General features: G+C 49.0%; 13 protein-coding genes. 6 read left to right on the forward strand and 7 right to left on the reverse strand.

The window, feature by feature from the left end:
- Positions 1 to 172: 172 nt before the first annotated feature.
- The gene (locus tag SPL68_RS06565; RefSeq protein ID WP_323814279.1) at positions 173 to 772 is read left to right on the forward strand and encodes a Yip1 family protein; all 600 of its coding nucleotides are present in this window, start codon (positions 173 to 175) and stop codon (positions 770 to 772) included.
- Positions 773 to 862: 90 nt separating this feature from the next.
- Here the strand turns inward: SPL68_RS06565 and hemL are convergent, their stop codons facing one another.
- The 5 genes from hemL to SPL68_RS06590 all read right to left on the reverse strand — a co-directional run bounded on the left by hemL (position 863) and on the right by SPL68_RS06590 (position 6,492).
- Positions 863 to 2,143 carry a glutamate-1-semialdehyde 2,1-aminomutase gene (hemL, locus tag SPL68_RS06570; protein WP_323814280.1) on the reverse strand — a complete coding sequence of 427 codons (1,281 nt, stop codon included), beginning with the start codon at positions 2,141 to 2,143 and terminating at the stop codon, positions 863 to 865.
- 110 nt (positions 2,144 to 2,253) lie between these two features.
- On the reverse strand, positions 2,254 to 2,865 hold the full coding sequence (gene thiE, locus SPL68_RS06575; RefSeq protein ID WP_323814281.1) for a thiamine phosphate synthase: 612 nt from the start codon (positions 2,863 to 2,865) through the stop codon (positions 2,254 to 2,256).
- 1 nt (position 2,866) lies between these two features.
- Positions 2,867 to 3,289, reverse strand: coding sequence for a protoporphyrinogen oxidase HemJ (hemJ, locus tag SPL68_RS06580; RefSeq protein WP_323814282.1), 423 nt, complete (start codon positions 3,287 to 3,289; stop codon positions 2,867 to 2,869).
- Between the two features lie 9 nt (positions 3,290 to 3,298).
- Positions 3,299 to 4,624 carry a cation:proton antiporter gene (locus tag SPL68_RS06585; protein ID WP_323814283.1) on the reverse strand — a complete coding sequence of 442 codons (1,326 nt, stop codon included), beginning with the start codon at positions 4,622 to 4,624 and terminating at the stop codon, positions 3,299 to 3,301.
- Between the two features lie 68 nt (positions 4,625 to 4,692).
- Positions 4,693 to 6,492 (reverse strand): chloride channel protein, encoded by a 1,800-nt coding sequence (locus tag SPL68_RS06590; RefSeq protein WP_323814284.1) that lies wholly within the window; start codon positions 6,490 to 6,492, stop codon positions 4,693 to 4,695.
- Between the two features lie 178 nt (positions 6,493 to 6,670).
- Between SPL68_RS06590 and argC the strand changes: the two genes are divergently transcribed.
- From argC to erpA, 4 genes are all read left to right on the forward strand, one after another.
- Positions 6,671 to 7,717, forward strand: a complete 1,047-nt coding sequence (gene argC, locus SPL68_RS06595) for an N-acetyl-gamma-glutamyl-phosphate reductase (protein WP_323814285.1) — start codon at positions 6,671 to 6,673, stop codon at positions 7,715 to 7,717.
- Between the two features lie 74 nt (positions 7,718 to 7,791).
- A complete protein-coding gene (locus SPL68_RS06600) occupies positions 7,792 to 8,556 on the forward strand; it encodes a DUF6776 family protein (protein ID WP_323814286.1) in 765 nt (254 codons plus the stop codon).
- A 25-nt stretch (positions 8,557 to 8,581) separates the two neighbouring features.
- Positions 8,582 to 8,962, forward strand: coding sequence for a bactofilin family protein (locus tag SPL68_RS06605; protein WP_323814287.1), 381 nt, complete (start codon positions 8,582 to 8,584; stop codon positions 8,960 to 8,962).
- Between the two features lie 73 nt (positions 8,963 to 9,035).
- Positions 9,036 to 9,389 carry an iron-sulfur cluster insertion protein ErpA gene (erpA, locus tag SPL68_RS06610; RefSeq protein ID WP_323814288.1) on the forward strand — a complete coding sequence of 118 codons (354 nt, stop codon included), beginning with the start codon at positions 9,036 to 9,038 and terminating at the stop codon, positions 9,387 to 9,389.
- 30 nt (positions 9,390 to 9,419) lie between these two features.
- On the opposite strand, the gene SPL68_RS06615 is transcribed toward erpA, so the two are convergent.
- Both SPL68_RS06615 and SPL68_RS06620 read right to left on the reverse strand, forming a co-directional pair.
- A complete protein-coding gene (locus SPL68_RS06615; protein WP_323814289.1) occupies positions 9,420 to 10,535 on the reverse strand; it encodes an anhydro-N-acetylmuramic acid kinase in 1,116 nt (371 codons plus the stop codon).
- A gap of 8 nt (positions 10,536 to 10,543) precedes the next feature.
- Positions 10,544 to 11,851, reverse strand: a complete 1,308-nt coding sequence (locus SPL68_RS06620) for a peptidoglycan DD-metalloendopeptidase family protein (protein ID WP_323814290.1) — start codon at positions 11,849 to 11,851, stop codon at positions 10,544 to 10,546.
- Positions 11,852 to 12,159: 308 nt separating this feature from the next.
- On the opposite strand from SPL68_RS06620, the gene tyrS reads away from it, so the two are divergent.
- On the forward strand, positions 12,160 to 13,467 hold the full coding sequence (tyrS, locus tag SPL68_RS06625) for a tyrosine--tRNA ligase (RefSeq protein WP_323814291.1): 1,308 nt from the start codon (positions 12,160 to 12,162) through the stop codon (positions 13,465 to 13,467).
- The last annotated feature ends 446 nt before the right edge of the window (positions 13,468 to 13,913 follow it).

Raw genomic sequence — 13,913 nt, forward strand, 5'->3', positions numbered from 1 at the left:
GTTATTGGCGTTATTTTTTTGGAGTCAATTTAGTCTAATCACCTTCAAGAAGAGCCCTAGTATGAGTTATATACTCAGTACACAGGGTATTTATGTTGTTTCCCCAGTATTTAGTTGTTCTGTCGGTTAATGGCCATATCGAATAACCTAATAATAGTGTTGGAGAAAAACCATGATTTCTCATGTTGCCGGTCTATTTACTCATCCTCATAAAGAGTGGGAAGAAATTCGCGATACACAGGAAAGCGTCTCCCATTTGTATTTTGCGCATGTTTTATTGCTCGCCTTAATTCCACCTGTATCAATGTATATCGGCACTACCCGAGTGGGGTGGGTGATTGGTAAGGGTTCACCTGTGATGCTCACCGAGTCGAGTGCGCTGGTGATGAGTGTGCTTATGTATCTGGCAATGCTTGCTGGTGTGGCGGTGATCGGCATGTTTATTAATTGGATGGCACGAACCTATGATTCAACGCCCGGGCTTGCACGTTGTATCGTTTTTGCGGCTTATACCGCGACGCCGTTATTTGTGGCGGGTTTGTGCGCGCTTTATCCCAACGTTATTTTGACAATGCTGGTTGGTATAGCGGCAATTTTTTACACCGTGTATTTGCTTTATATGGGCATTCCGATTTTTATGAAAATCCCTGAGGATGAAGGCTTTATCTATTCCAGTTCAATTCTCACAATTGGTCTGGTGATGTTTGTATCGATTATGGCGATTACGGTGCTCATTTGGAGTTTTGGATATGGGCCAGCTTATACGGGTTAGATGTTTATGATTTGACATTAAAAAGCCGGAGCTGCTCATCGCCGCTCCGGCTTTTTAATGTATTCATGTTTTGTCACGTACTGAGTCTTGTTACAAACTTGCAAATACTTCCGCAGCGATCTTGAGCGTGGTGTTGATATCGTCTTCTGTGTGTGCGCCCGACATAAAACCAGCTTCGTAAGATGCGGGCGCTAAATAAACACCGCGCTCCAACATGCCGTGGAAAAATTTATTGAAACGGGGAATATCACAGGCCATAACTTGTTTGAAGTTGGTGACTTTTTTCTCGCTAGTAAAAAAGAAACCAAACATGCTGCCGGCGTGGTTGGTGGTAAACGGGATGCCCGCTTCGTCTGCTAATTTCTGCAAACCTTCTACCAATTGTGTAGTGCGCGCGCAGAGATTGTCGTAAAAGCCGTCTTGCTCCAACAACTCCAAGGTTTTTAATCCTGCCGCCATAGCCACTGGATTCCCTGACAGTGTGCCTGCTTGGTAAACCGGGCCAGATGGAGCGATCATTTGCATGATGTCACGACGGCCGCCGAACGCACCGACTGGCATACCTCCACCGATAACTTTTCCGAGGGTGATGATATCAGCGTTCACACCATAGTGACCTTGCGCACCTTTGTGGCCAACGCGAAAGCCGGTCATAACTTCATCAAAAATTAATACGCTGCCGTATTGATCGCACACTTCGCGCAAACACTCTAAAAATCCTGCTACTGGCGGTACACAATTCATATTGCCTACCACTGGCTCAACAATGATGCAGGCGATTTGGTCGCCAAGTTTTGCAAAACATTCACGCACTTGTTCGGCGTTGTTGTAATCCAGTGTGATGGTGTGATCAGCCAGTACTGCGGGTACACCCGGTGAGCTGGGTACACCGAGGGTGAGTGCGCCTGAGCCAGCTTTAATTAGCAATGAATCCGAGTGGCCGTGATAACAGCCTTCGAATTTAATAATTTTGTCGCGCTTGGTAAATGCGCGCGCAAGGCGAATTGCGCTCATTGTGGCTTCGGTGCCAGAGCTGACAAAACGCACCATATCCATGTTGGGAATTAATGCGCAGAGTTTTTCTGCGAGTGTAGTTTCGCGCTCCGTCGGCGCGCCAAAACTCAAACCAAATTTTGCCGTTTCAATAACGCTGTTGATAACGTCTGGATGTGCGTGACCAAGCACCATCGGCCCCCAGCTTTGTACGTAATCGATGTACTGTTTGCCGTCGGCATCCCATACATAAGCGCCTAATGCTTTTTCAAAAAACACTGGTGTACCGCCTACGGCTTTAAATGCGCGAACGGGGGAGTTAACTCCGCCGGGAATGCTTTTTTGGGCTTGCAAAAATAATTCTTCAGAGCGGCTCATGATTAATCCTGATAAATAAAATGTAATTTTTCCGTAGGTTGGTGGTGAGGAACGAACCCCAACATTCGATGCCCGATAGCTATGTTGGGGTTCGCAAGCTCACCACCAACCTACAATTCAATAAATTTTTTAGCTTGTGCAGTGATATCTTCTGCTGAAAATAAACTGTGACAAACCGCGAGTAGGTCGGCACCGGCATCGAGTAGCTGTTTACCGTTTTCCAACGTAATACCACCAATCACCGTGATAGGTATTTGACCAAAACGCGCGCGAGCTTCGCTGATAAGTGAAATGGGTGCGGGGCGTGCATCGGGCTTGGTATTGGAGGGAAAAAAGCGACCAAAGGCGATGTAATTAGCGCTGTCTTTAATAGCTTGTTGCGCGAGCTCAAGTGAGTCGTGACAGGTAACGCCGATGATTGCGCTGCTGCCGAGAATCAAACGTGCGGCAACAGGACTGGTGTCGCCTTGCCCGAGATGCACACCGTGCGCACTCACTTCTTGCGCCAGCTCGACATCATCGTTAATTAATAATTGCCCTTGATGTTGATTGCATAAATTGAGCAAGCTTTTGGCTTCAAATACACGGCGCGCGTGATCGCTGGATTTATCGCGATACTGCACCAGCTTGCAGCCACCTTTTAACGCATCGGCAACGGCGTAAAAAAGTTTGTCACCGGGCAATAATTGCGAGTCGGTAATGGCGTAGAGATTTGATTTCATATTAAAAAGGTTTTACCACAACCAGAATGACGATACCGATTAATAAAAATACCGGCAACTCATTAAATACACGGAAAAATTTATGGCTCTTGGTGCAGCGATCATCGCGCAGTTGTTTCCAGTAGGCGATGCATGCGTGGTGGTAGCCAGTGAGCAATATCACTAATGTGATTTTGCACCAAAACCAGATTTGTGTTGAGTAATAATCCCACCCGAGCCAGACCATCCAGATTCCAAAAACAAATGTGGCCATCATTGCTGGGTTGGCGATGCCGCGCAGTAATTTTCGCTCCATGATTTTAAACCGCTCGCGGCTGATCTCATCTTCACTCATGCTGTGATAAACAAACAGGCGCGGCAAATAAAACAGTGCGGCCATCCAGCTGACAACAGAAATAATGTGAAATGCTTTGATCCAGAGCATGATGCAGCCTTAATTTGGTGATTTAGTATCTTTATCCAATTTTTTATCAGATAAAGTATGGGCTTGTGGTGTGGCGGTTGAGTTGGCTTCGGCAATAGTCATGACGCCACTGTAGGGCATTGGCTGCGTCTCTGCTTCAGCTTCTGCTTTCTTCGCCTTGTTTTCTTTGCCATAGCGCAAGTTGCCAAAGGTCAGCAGCAGGGCAGACATCAGCACCAGCAGCATAACCGCGCCGTTGGGGAAGTTTGCGATGATTTCAGTATCAGGAATGCTAAACAGCAACAGAATTGTAATTAGCCCTTTAGGTGCAAACCAGAGCAGAGGCTCAATACGTTTATCGATAGAGAAAAAGAGCAGCAGGCCAATGCGTGGAATAACATAACAAGCCACTACCGCGCTGGCGATAAACCAGACATGCGCACTCATTAAATCGGAAATCAGCGTGGAGTAACCGAGTAGAACAAAAAAGAAAGTACGAATTACAAATGTCGCTTCGGCGACGAGATGCTTAAAGGTGTCCAGCTCCTCGCCAAAGTTATAGCTGCGAATACGTCTGATCAGTGGCAGAGGTTTAACCAACACAAAATTATTCAGAATTAAACCTACCACCATCACAATCACCAATGGCGCCAAGTGTAAAAGTTTTGCTCCGGCATATAAAAGCGCGATGCCCGCGATCATAGGAACAAAACGCACATGCGCTTCAATGCGGCTAATAAGCCAATACAAAACAATCGCCGAGATAAATCCAACGGCCAAACTCATGCCTACATCGCCTACAGAGGTGAGTGCGCGCAAACCAAAATTTCCTTGGCCTTCTAACAGCGCGTAAAACAATAAAACGCCGGCGATATCGGAGATTGAACTTTCATAAATGACAAATTCGCGCAGTTTGGGCGAGAGTGACGCTGCGGCTGGAATCGCAACGGCGCTGGAGATAACGGCCATAGGAACCGCGTAGAGCCAGGAGAGATGCCAGCTGGCGTCAAACCAGTAATGCAGCAGACTGGCGATTAAGCCACCGGTGATGAGCAAGCCGAGCAGCGAACAAATAGTTGCGCGTGCGATAAGCCCCATATTGTCGCGCGAGATTTTTAAATCCAGCGCACCTTCGAGCACAATTAAAATCAAACCCAGAGTGCCGACAATCGGCAGGAGTACATCGAGTAATGGAATGCTGAAACCAAAATAATCGAGCAAAATGCGCGACAAAATCCCGCTCACAATCAACAGCACTACTGAAGGGATGCGCGAGTGATGCGCAAACGCATCGAACAGATAACTCAAAATAATAATGCCGCTGAGTGCAAGCAAAATCCAATTCAGCATATTCACAAATAAATCCTCAACAATATAAATCTGGTGCCATTCAAATCGGTTGTGTAGATGTTATTTAAACCGCGTTATTTCAGCCGATAGTAGTTATTAATTTTTTCGCGCGTGATAATCCCAGCTACTTGCGCTTGCGAAGTCGAAATAAATCCAGCTTCTACCTGCGCGGCATCCAGAGATTGCAGCGCTTCAAAAAGCGTAGAGTCGTCGGCGAGCGGGATTATATCCAGTCGCCGCGCGGGTATTTCCATGAGATTAATTAACTCGGGCTTTTTGCCATCACCCTGCTGGGCTAAAAACGCTGCCAGATCCTGTCCGGGAAGAATGTATTTATTTCCTTCTAATACTAGCCAATGTGGATGATGAGCAAGCAGGGCGCTGGCGTCGGCAAACGAAACCTGAGCTGGGCAGGCTTTGATTCTGCGATCCAGTAATTGTCGGGTGCCGGTTTTGCTCAGTAGCTGTTCGGCGATTTCCGGCGTGCGGAATTTGCCCTGAATTTTCAGCAGGGTTTCAAACAGGCCATCGCAGCGGAACGCCCAGCGTGTAGTTAGGCAGGCGATGACAACCACAATCATGCTCGGAAAGATAATGCCCGGATTGTAGGTGAGTTCGATGATGGCAATCATGGATGCCAAGGGGGCATTGAGCGTAGCGCCCATCATTGCGCCCATGCCCAGCACTACGTAAAAACCTATGGGGCTGGCAGCGGCGGGCATTAATGTGTGTGCAAGTGCGCCGATTGCTCCACCAGCGCAGGCACCAAGAAATAGGAGTGGGCCGATAACACCGCCCGGCATTCCCACACCCAACACGGCGCTGGTCACTATCAATTTGGCCGCGACTATACCTAACAGCAGCCAGAACCCCTGTTCGCCGCTCAGAGTGCGTTCGATAGTGTCGTACCCTATGCCGAGAATATCGGGGAAGTAGAAGGCGGCGCAGCCAGTAATCAATCCAGCAAAAGCAAAGCGTAGTGCAACAGGGCGGTTGAGCGATAATCGGCACCAAAAAGCTTGCAAGCGGATATAAATAGCGGCAAGCAGGGCGATAAAAAATCCTGCCAGCACAATCAGCGGGAATTCGAGAAAACCATTTATTTCGCTGGTGATGGGGGCAAAGTTAATCACATTGCCAAATACCATGTGCGACAGCGTAGTACCTGCAACTGCAGCGAGTATTACCGGAATAAAGCCGGCAATGCTGTACTCCATCACCACCACTTCCATCGCAAAAATCACCCCTGCCATTGGGGTGTTAAAGCAGGCGGCGATAGCGGCGGCGACACCACAGCCTGCCAGCGGACGCAGGCTATTGGCCGGCAGTCGCATCCATTGCCCCAAAAGGCTGCCGGCGCCGGCGCCCATATGAACGGCAGGGCCTTCCCGGCCGACCGATTGTCCAGTCAGCAAGCTGGCCGCACCGCCAAAAAACTGAACTGTGAAGTTGCCTAGCGGCATCTTGCCCTGATGATTTTGCAATCGATCAATCACATGGCCAACGCCCGTGGCATAGTGGCGCTTATCGATAAACTGCAGCACCAGGCCAATCGCACAGGCGCCCAAAAATGGCAAATAGAAATGCGTGCTTGGATCGAGTGCCTCGAAGTTTTCAAAGTTCTCTGGCAACCACAACCCGAGCGGTACTTCGATCAACAGGCGAAACGCAATAATAACGAGTCCAGCCAAAATGCCGGTGAGTAGGCCAAGCACAGTGAGCTGGGGAAGAGAGTCGACGTGAGCGAGACGATCGCGAAAAGTTTCGCGCCAACGCGCCAGACGCTCGCCGAGTGGTTGCTTGCTCGGTGCGATGCTCTTGGCAGTGTCGATCAGCGGGATGGATGGGATGGGATTGTCGGGTGTATCGGCCACTGGCACTACCTGCTGGCTGCTCCTGCAAAATGGGCAGCTTTTACTTTCGATTTATGGATAAGGCTCTTATGATAGCCGTCTTTTTCATTTTCCAGATTGGATGCAGTGGGCAGGATAACAGACTCGCCCCTGTTCAATCTAAGTCTAATGGCATGAACTCAAGCGAGTGGAGGTTGAGGTGATTAAAGCAGCTATCGTTGGCGGAACCGGTTATACAGGCGTTGAGTTGCTCCGCCTGCTGGCTAAACATCCACAAGTAGAAGTAACCGTGATTACCTCGCGCGCTGAAGCGGGCACCAAGGTCGCAGATATGTACCCAAGTCTGCGTGGCCATATCGATCTGGCGTTTACCGAGCCGGATGTGGCGGTATTGGGCGAGTGCGATGTGATTTTCTTCGCGACGCCGCACGGTGTTGCGCAAAACATGATGGGCGCGCTGATGAATACCAAGGCGCGCATCATCGACCTCTCAGCTGACTTCCGTATCCGCGATGTTCCCCTGTGGGAAAAGTGGTACAACCAAACCCACGGCGCGCCTGATTTGGTCGCACAAGCGGTCTATGGTTTGCCGGAAGTGAATCGCGACAAAATCCGCACCGCCAAGCTGGTTGCCTGCCCGGGTTGTTATCCAACGGCGACTCAATTGGGCTATCTGCCATTGATTGAAAACAATCTGGTCGATCCAACCCGTCTTATCGCCAATGCCGCCAGTGGTGCCAGCGGTGCCGGACGTCAGGCCAAAATCGACAACTTGTTGATGGAGATTAGCGACAGCTTCAAAGCCTATGGTGTGGCCGGTCATCGTCACTTGCCTGAAATCGAACAGGGGCTGCGTGACGTACAACCTGCTGGCGTAGCGCCTGCGGCTTTGACCTTTGTTCCGCATTTATTGCCAATCATTCGAGGTATTCACGCGACGCTTTATGCGACACTACTGGACGCGAACAAAGTGCCAGATTTGCAGTCTCTCTATGAGCAGCGCTATGCCAACGAACCGTTTGTGGACGTTTTGCCTGCGGGTGATTTGCCGCAGACCAGAAGTGTTAAAGGCTCAAATGTCTGCCGCATTTCGATTGTGCGTCCACAGCAGCGCGATACAGTGGTGGTCTTGTCGGTGATCGATAACCTCACCAAAGGTGCCTCAGGTCAGGCAATCCAGAACATGAACATCATGTTTGGCTTTGAGGAGACGGCGGGTCTGGATGTTGTGGCGTTAATGCCTTAATTCTCTTTAAACAAGATCCTTTCAAACAACAAGGGAAGGCGTGATGCCTCCCTTGAATAATAAAAATGGTAGCTATGAACCCAGCGAAGACCAAAGTTAAAGGCACCCCCGTTTATCGTATGAAGGTGGTTCCCCATCGCCCCCTGAAAAATGCTCTGCTCTCTTTATTAGGGCTTATCCTTGTTGGCGCGCTTATCGCAGCAACCTACTTTTATGCCCAGCATCAGGCCAGCAGTGAGCGTTTGTCGCCACAAGACGCGCAAGAGTTACGTGCGCAGCTGGAAAGGTTGAATCAAGAGACCGGTACTCTAAAACGCGAGCTGGCCAAGTATCAGATGAGCGCACAGGTCGATCACCAAGCGGGCGAAGACTTGCGCAAGCGAGTGCTGGAGTTGCGCGATGAAAAAGCCGCTCTGCAGCGCGATGTAGAGGTTTATCGAATTCTGAGTTCCAACAAAAGCGCCAACCCAATGGGGATCAGCTTCGGTGTTTTCTCGGTAACGCCTTTGGCTGAAAAAAAACAACAATTCCGCTTGGTTGTGCAAAAACTGGCTGAAGGTGGCGATGATTTCTCGGGGCAATTACAGATATTGGTTGTCGGCCAAAAAGATGGCACCGAAACCAAAATATCTCTGCGTGAGCTGGTGGTGACGCCGGCAGCAGCCGAACCTATGCCCGAAAATATCCCGCTTAACTTCAAGTTCTTTCAAAATATCGATGCAGAAATTGTGCTGCCAGAGGGTTTTACGCCTGAGCGAGTGGAGTTGGCAGCTAAGTCCAATGCAAAGCGTAACCCTGTGACCGTCAAAGCAGAGCTTGAGTGGCCCGACATTAAATAAATAGCAATTGTTAAGGAATCCCCTGATGCCGTTTTCCAATAACCATACCCTTATCTCACGCGCGACCAAGGTGGTCGGCGACCTTTACTTTACTGGTGAATTGCAATTGGAAGGCAAGGTGACAGGCAATATCATTGCTGAGGATGAAAAGGATGCCAAAGTGGTTGTTGCTGATACAGGTGTCGTAGAGGGGGAAATTCGCGCGCCAATTGTTATCGTGAATGGCAAGGTGCAGGGGAATATCCATTCAAGTAAGCATCTGGAGCTGGCGGCCAAGGGCAACGTCACCGGCACCCTGCATTATCATTCTATCGAGATGGTCAAAGGTGCTCAGGTCAGTGGCAGTATGATCAATAGCCAGCAAGAGTCGGCCAATGTGCTGGACATTGCTGTCGCCAAGGCTTAATAGTTGACTGTTTTACTAGGGTAAAGGGATAATATTTGCCGCCCGCTCGGGCCTTTTGTTATCCGGAGTCCGTATGTCCACCGCTGAAATTTTTATTCCCCAAGTAGTCACCGTCACTGATAGCGCTGTAGCCAAGGTGCGGAGCCTGATTGAGGAAGAGGATAATCCTGATCTTAAACTGCGCGTTTATGTGACGGGCGGCGGTTGTTCCGGTTTTCAGTATGGGTTTACTTTCGATGAAGCAGTTGCCGAGGATGACTCGGTTGTTGAGCGCGAGGGTGTGAAAGTCGTGGTTGACGCGATGAGCTACCCCTATCTGGTCGGGGCTATCGTCAATTATGAAGAAGGTTTGCAGGGCTCAAAATTTGTAATCCAAAACCCAAATGCTTCCAGCACCTGCGGCTGTGGTTCTTCCTTTAGTATTTAATTCCTTTCTTGTGTTTTGCTGCGGTATTTATCATGCGTGGTAAATGCCGCCTAAAATCGCTTCCCGCTTGGCGCCCGTCACCTCACGTAGGTTCCCCGGCTTATGGTTAATGGTCTGCTGTGCCAGCCAAGCAAAAGCCATCGCCTCTACCCATTGTGGGTCCACTCCCAGTGCTGATGTGCTGGCAAGCTTATCTTGCGGCAAAAGCGCTTTTAGTCGCTCCATAAGTGCGCTGTTATAAGCCCCTCCGCCGCAGATAAATATCTCTTTAGGCTTTTGGCTCAGGCTGTTAATGCTCTCGGCGATAGTTGCTGCCGTAAGTTCCAGCAGGGTTGCTTGGGTATCATTTGGCGCGATATTGGGCGATACAGCACCTAGCTTCTCATCCAACCATGCGCGATTAAAGCTTTCCCTCCCTGTGCTTTTAGGAGCGGGCAGGCTGAAGTAGGGGGTTGCCAAAAAAGCATCCAGGAGTAAGGGGTTTACAGTGCCACTGGCAGCCCAAGCACCATCCTGATCATAGGATTTGCCTAGATGTTCAGCTATCCATATATCCATCAATACATTGCCTGGGCCGGTATCAAAGCCCAGCACATTGCCTTGCGCTGGTAACCAAGTGATATTGGCCATGCCGCCAATATTTACGATGGCGCGATCTGCGTGTGAGCTGTGAAAAATGGCGCGGTGAAATGCTGGAACCAAGGGGGCGCCTTGGCCGCCAGCTGCCATATCGCGGCGGCGAAAGTCAGCAACTGTGGTGATGCCTGTTAGCTCGGCGATTAGATTGGGATCGCCAATTTGTAGCGTGAATGTGCCCTCGGCTGAACCGGGCGGGCGATGGCGAATCGTTTGCCCGTGGCTGCCAATTGCCACTATTTGATCAGCACCCAGACCACTTTTGGCAAGTAATACCGAGCTGGCTTGAGCAAACAGGGTGCCTAGCTCAATATCCAGTGATCCCATGCGATCAATTTCATTATCGCCGGGCAGGGAGATGCCATGAATTTTGTGTCGTATATCGGTAGATAATTGCAGTGTGTGCTGAGCAATTAACTGCGGAGTGCCTTGCAGATCAACAAGTGCAGCATCTATAGCATCAGCGCTGGTGCCCGACATCAACCCTATGTAGAGCTGTCGCTGAGGCATAAGACAAACTAGTTGCTGTTGCTGCCGTTTTTGGCGACTGCCAAGCGGCTTGAAGACTTGTATTGATCCAATTTGGCGATAAGTGGACGAGTGGTTTCATTAAAGCGTGCCAGCTCGGTCTTTTCTATACCAATGGATTTTGGGAGCGGAACGGTTACAGGGTTGCGTACCTGGCCGTTTAAGTGGAATTCATAATGCAAATGCGGGCCAGAAGCCAAACCGGTCGAACCTACATAACCAATTACATCGCCTTGGCTGACACGGGATCCGGTTTTCATGCCTTTGGCAAAAGCATTCATGTGGCCATAAAGAGTTTCAATGCCCTGACCGTGTTGAATCACGATGCAATTGCCGTAACCACCTTTACGTCCTGCGAAAGCAATTTTACCGTTACCGGTAGCGCGGATAGGTGTGCCGCGTGCTGCTGCGTAATCTGTGCCTTTATGGGCGCGAATAATGTGAAGAACGGGATGCTTGCGTGCCAAATTAAAATGAGAGCTGATGCGTGCAAATTCAATTGGTGTACGCAAAAATGCTTTGTGCATTCCTCGTCCATCGGGCGTGTAGTAGTTGCTAGAGCCATCTTTTGATGTATAGCGAACCGCTTTAAACGTTTTCCCGCCATTTGTGAATTCGGCCGCTACAATCTTGCCTGTGCCAATTCGTTTGCCTTCAAGGAATTGCTCTTCGTACATGACCTTGAAGCTATCGCCTTTTTTGATATCGAGGGCAAAGTCGATATCCCAGCCAAAAATATTCGCCAGCTCCATAGTGAGGTTGCTCGGCATGCCTGCGCGCTTGCCAGCCATATAAAGGGAGCTATCAATAGATGCTTGGCGGAATGCGTGCTTAATATCCGGCTTTAATACAATTTCTTTACCGCTAAAGCCTTTTGCTCCGCGAGTAAATGTTAGGCTACTGAGTTTGTCGATGGTATAGGTAAGGCCTTGAAGTTGGCCGTTTTCTACCAAGAATGCCATTTTTTGGCCTGCGCGAATGTTGCGCAAATCTTTAGCGTCTTTGGCATCGCTAAACAATTCATAAATGTTGCGATCATTTAATCCCGCGCGCTTAAACAGAATCGAAAGGTTGTCACCGTTTTGAACAGTGAATTCTTTCCATTGTGGTGCCGCTGGTTCAGGCTCTTTAATGGAGGCGGGCTCAGGAATGGCAGCAACTGTGTGGATAATTGTTTCAACTGCGGGTACTGCGATTGGAGTGGCTTGGGTTTCTATGCCTATTATTTCCAATCCGGGGATGTTTTGGCTGGGGGCACTTACGTTTGCGGAATCTTCAGAGGGGGGGCTGCCTAACATGACTACCAAACCTGCAGATAGCACTGCCGCGACTGCTAGGTGTCCGCGTGGTACGTACTGAAACAGGTTCGATCGGATGATCGTGTAGTAAGTCTTTATTGGAGGCATTGATAATTAAAGTCGCAATTCTTTATAGATAAGTGAACCAAGAAGAGGCATTTATAGCAGAAAAATACGCCATTAACACCCCAAAATTTCATCTTGCTGCAACAAGCTTCTGGTTTTGTCTTGTAATTGGAGCAAGATGAGGTATCTTTGCCGCCTTTTTGTTCCTAATCGAAACACTTTTTTTAGCTTGGTTGGTGCGTATGACAGCTATTGACACTAATTTCCTGCAAGAGTTGCAGGAGCGCGGGCTTATCGCCCAAATGACCGGCGGAGACGCCCTCGCAGAGCACCTCAATTCTGGTAGTCGCACCCTTTATTGTGGTTTTGATCCAACAGCCGACAGCTTACATATCGGTAGCCTTGTCCCTCTTTTAATGTTGAAGCGCTTTCAATTGGCGGGCCACAAGCCTATTGCGCTGGTTGGCGGTGCTACTGGCTTGATTGGAGATCCAAGTTTCAAGGCGCAAGAGCGCAAGCTCAATACGGCTGATGTGGTTGCCAATTGGGTGAATAAATTAAAGAAGCAAGTGAGTCAATTTATTGATTTCGATTGCGGCGCCCAGTCTGCCGAGGTGGTTAATAATCTGGATTGGGTTGGCAAAATTGATGTGCTCAGTTTTTTGCGTGATGTTGGTAAGCACTTCTCAGTCAACAATATGATCAATAAGGAGTCGGTAAAGCAGCGTATTGAGCGTGAGGGAGAGGGTATCTCTTTTACTGAGTTCACTTATATGCTGCTGCAATCCTATGATTTTTCTGAGCTTTATGGGCGTAATGCGTGCACCTTGCAAATCGGTGGTAGCGATCAGTGGGGGAATATCACTGGTGGTATTGATCTGGCCCGCCGCATGCATGGTGCGCATGTCTACGGTCTGACAATGCCGTTGGTTACTAAATCAGACGGCACTAAGTTTGGTAAAACTGAAACTGGCACTGTCTGGTTGGATGCGACTAAGACGTCGCCTTATGCTTTTTATCAGTTTTGGCTGAATACTGCCGATGCGGATGTGTATAAATTCTTGCGTTACTTCACTTTTTTATCTGTTGTGCAAATTGCTGAAGTTGAAGCAGGAGATGCTGTGCGCCAGGGCAAGCCTGAGGCTCAACGCATTCTTGCAGAAGAGGTTACTAGGTTGGTTCATGGTGATGCAGGCTTGCTGGCAGCGCAGAGGATCACTCAGGCGTTGTTCAGTGATGAATTGTCTGGCTTGAGTGAATCAGATTTCATGCAGTTGCAGCAGGATGGTTTGCCTTCATCAAAATTGGTTCGTGCTGAGCTGGATGGTCTCCCTTTGACTCAGTTGCTTGCGGATGCGGGGTTGGCGGCATCCGGTAAGCAAATTAAAGATGCTCTGGCTAAAAGTGCTGTGCTGGTAAATGGCATGGCTAAGTCGATGGATGACAATATGCGAACGGGTGATTGTTTTGCTGGTGTCAATGCATTTTTTGATCGCTTTTACTTGGTAAGGGTTGGCAAAAAGAAATATCACTTGTTTGATGTTGCGTAAATCTTGATGTGTTTGGGTGTTGCTTGAGCGATGTGACATTGAAATGAATGAAATGTAAAAATAAAGCTTGCGCGGCGAGGGTTGGGTTCATATAGTGCGCGCCCTCGCCGGGCATGGTCGGCTGCGAAAGTGGCTTGATGTAAGTGTTCGGCAGTTTGTAAAAAATTAATGAAAATTAAGGGTTTACAAACAAAAAAAATAGCGTAATATGCGCGCCTCGCTTAACGGCGAGCGGTGAAAAGGGCGAAGGCAAATAGCTTTGTGTGAAATCACCGGCAGGCGAAATCTGAAAAAGAAACGCTTGCGAAAATGAAGATGGTGCGTATAATGCGCGTCCCACGGTTGAGCCGAAGCGCTAACCGGTTTTTTAACAAGACAGATCAAGCAATGCGTGTGGGCACTTGCGGATGGTGATTGGCGACAAGCAAATTATCAGAAGAAGTGAA

The organism is Cellvibrio chitinivorans (assembly GCF_035117775.1).
Lineage (GTDB): Bacteria > Pseudomonadota > Gammaproteobacteria > Pseudomonadales > Cellvibrionaceae > Cellvibrio > Cellvibrio chitinivorans.

Excerpts from the sequence above, each read along its gene's own strand:
- SPL68_RS06565 (WP_323814279.1), top strand. The coding sequence starts at position 173 with ATGATTTCTCATGTTGCCGGTCTATTTACTCATCCTCATAAAGAGTGG.
- hemL (WP_323814280.1), bottom strand. The coding sequence starts at position 2,143 with ATGAGCCGCTCTGAAGAATTATTTTTGCAAGCCCAAAAAAGCATTCCC.
- thiE (WP_323814281.1), bottom strand. The coding sequence starts at position 2,865 with ATGAAATCAAATCTCTACGCCATTACCGACTCGCAATTATTGCCCGGT.
- hemJ (WP_323814282.1), bottom strand. The coding sequence starts at position 3,289 with ATGCTCTGGATCAAAGCATTTCACATTATTTCTGTTGTCAGCTGGATG.
- SPL68_RS06600 (WP_323814286.1), top strand. The coding sequence starts at position 7,792 with ATGAACCCAGCGAAGACCAAAGTTAAAGGCACCCCCGTTTATCGTATG.
- SPL68_RS06605 (WP_323814287.1), top strand. The coding sequence starts at position 8,582 with ATGCCGTTTTCCAATAACCATACCCTTATCTCACGCGCGACCAAGGTG.
- erpA (WP_323814288.1), top strand. The coding sequence starts at position 9,036 with ATGTCCACCGCTGAAATTTTTATTCCCCAAGTAGTCACCGTCACTGAT.
- SPL68_RS06615 (WP_323814289.1), bottom strand. The coding sequence starts at position 10,535 with ATGCCTCAGCGACAGCTCTACATAGGGTTGATGTCGGGCACCAGCGCT.
- SPL68_RS06620 (WP_323814290.1), bottom strand. The coding sequence starts at position 11,851 with ATGTTAGGCAGCCCCCCCTCTGAAGATTCCGCAAACGTAAGTGCCCCC.
- tyrS (WP_323814291.1), top strand. The coding sequence starts at position 12,160 with ATGACAGCTATTGACACTAATTTCCTGCAAGAGTTGCAGGAGCGCGGG.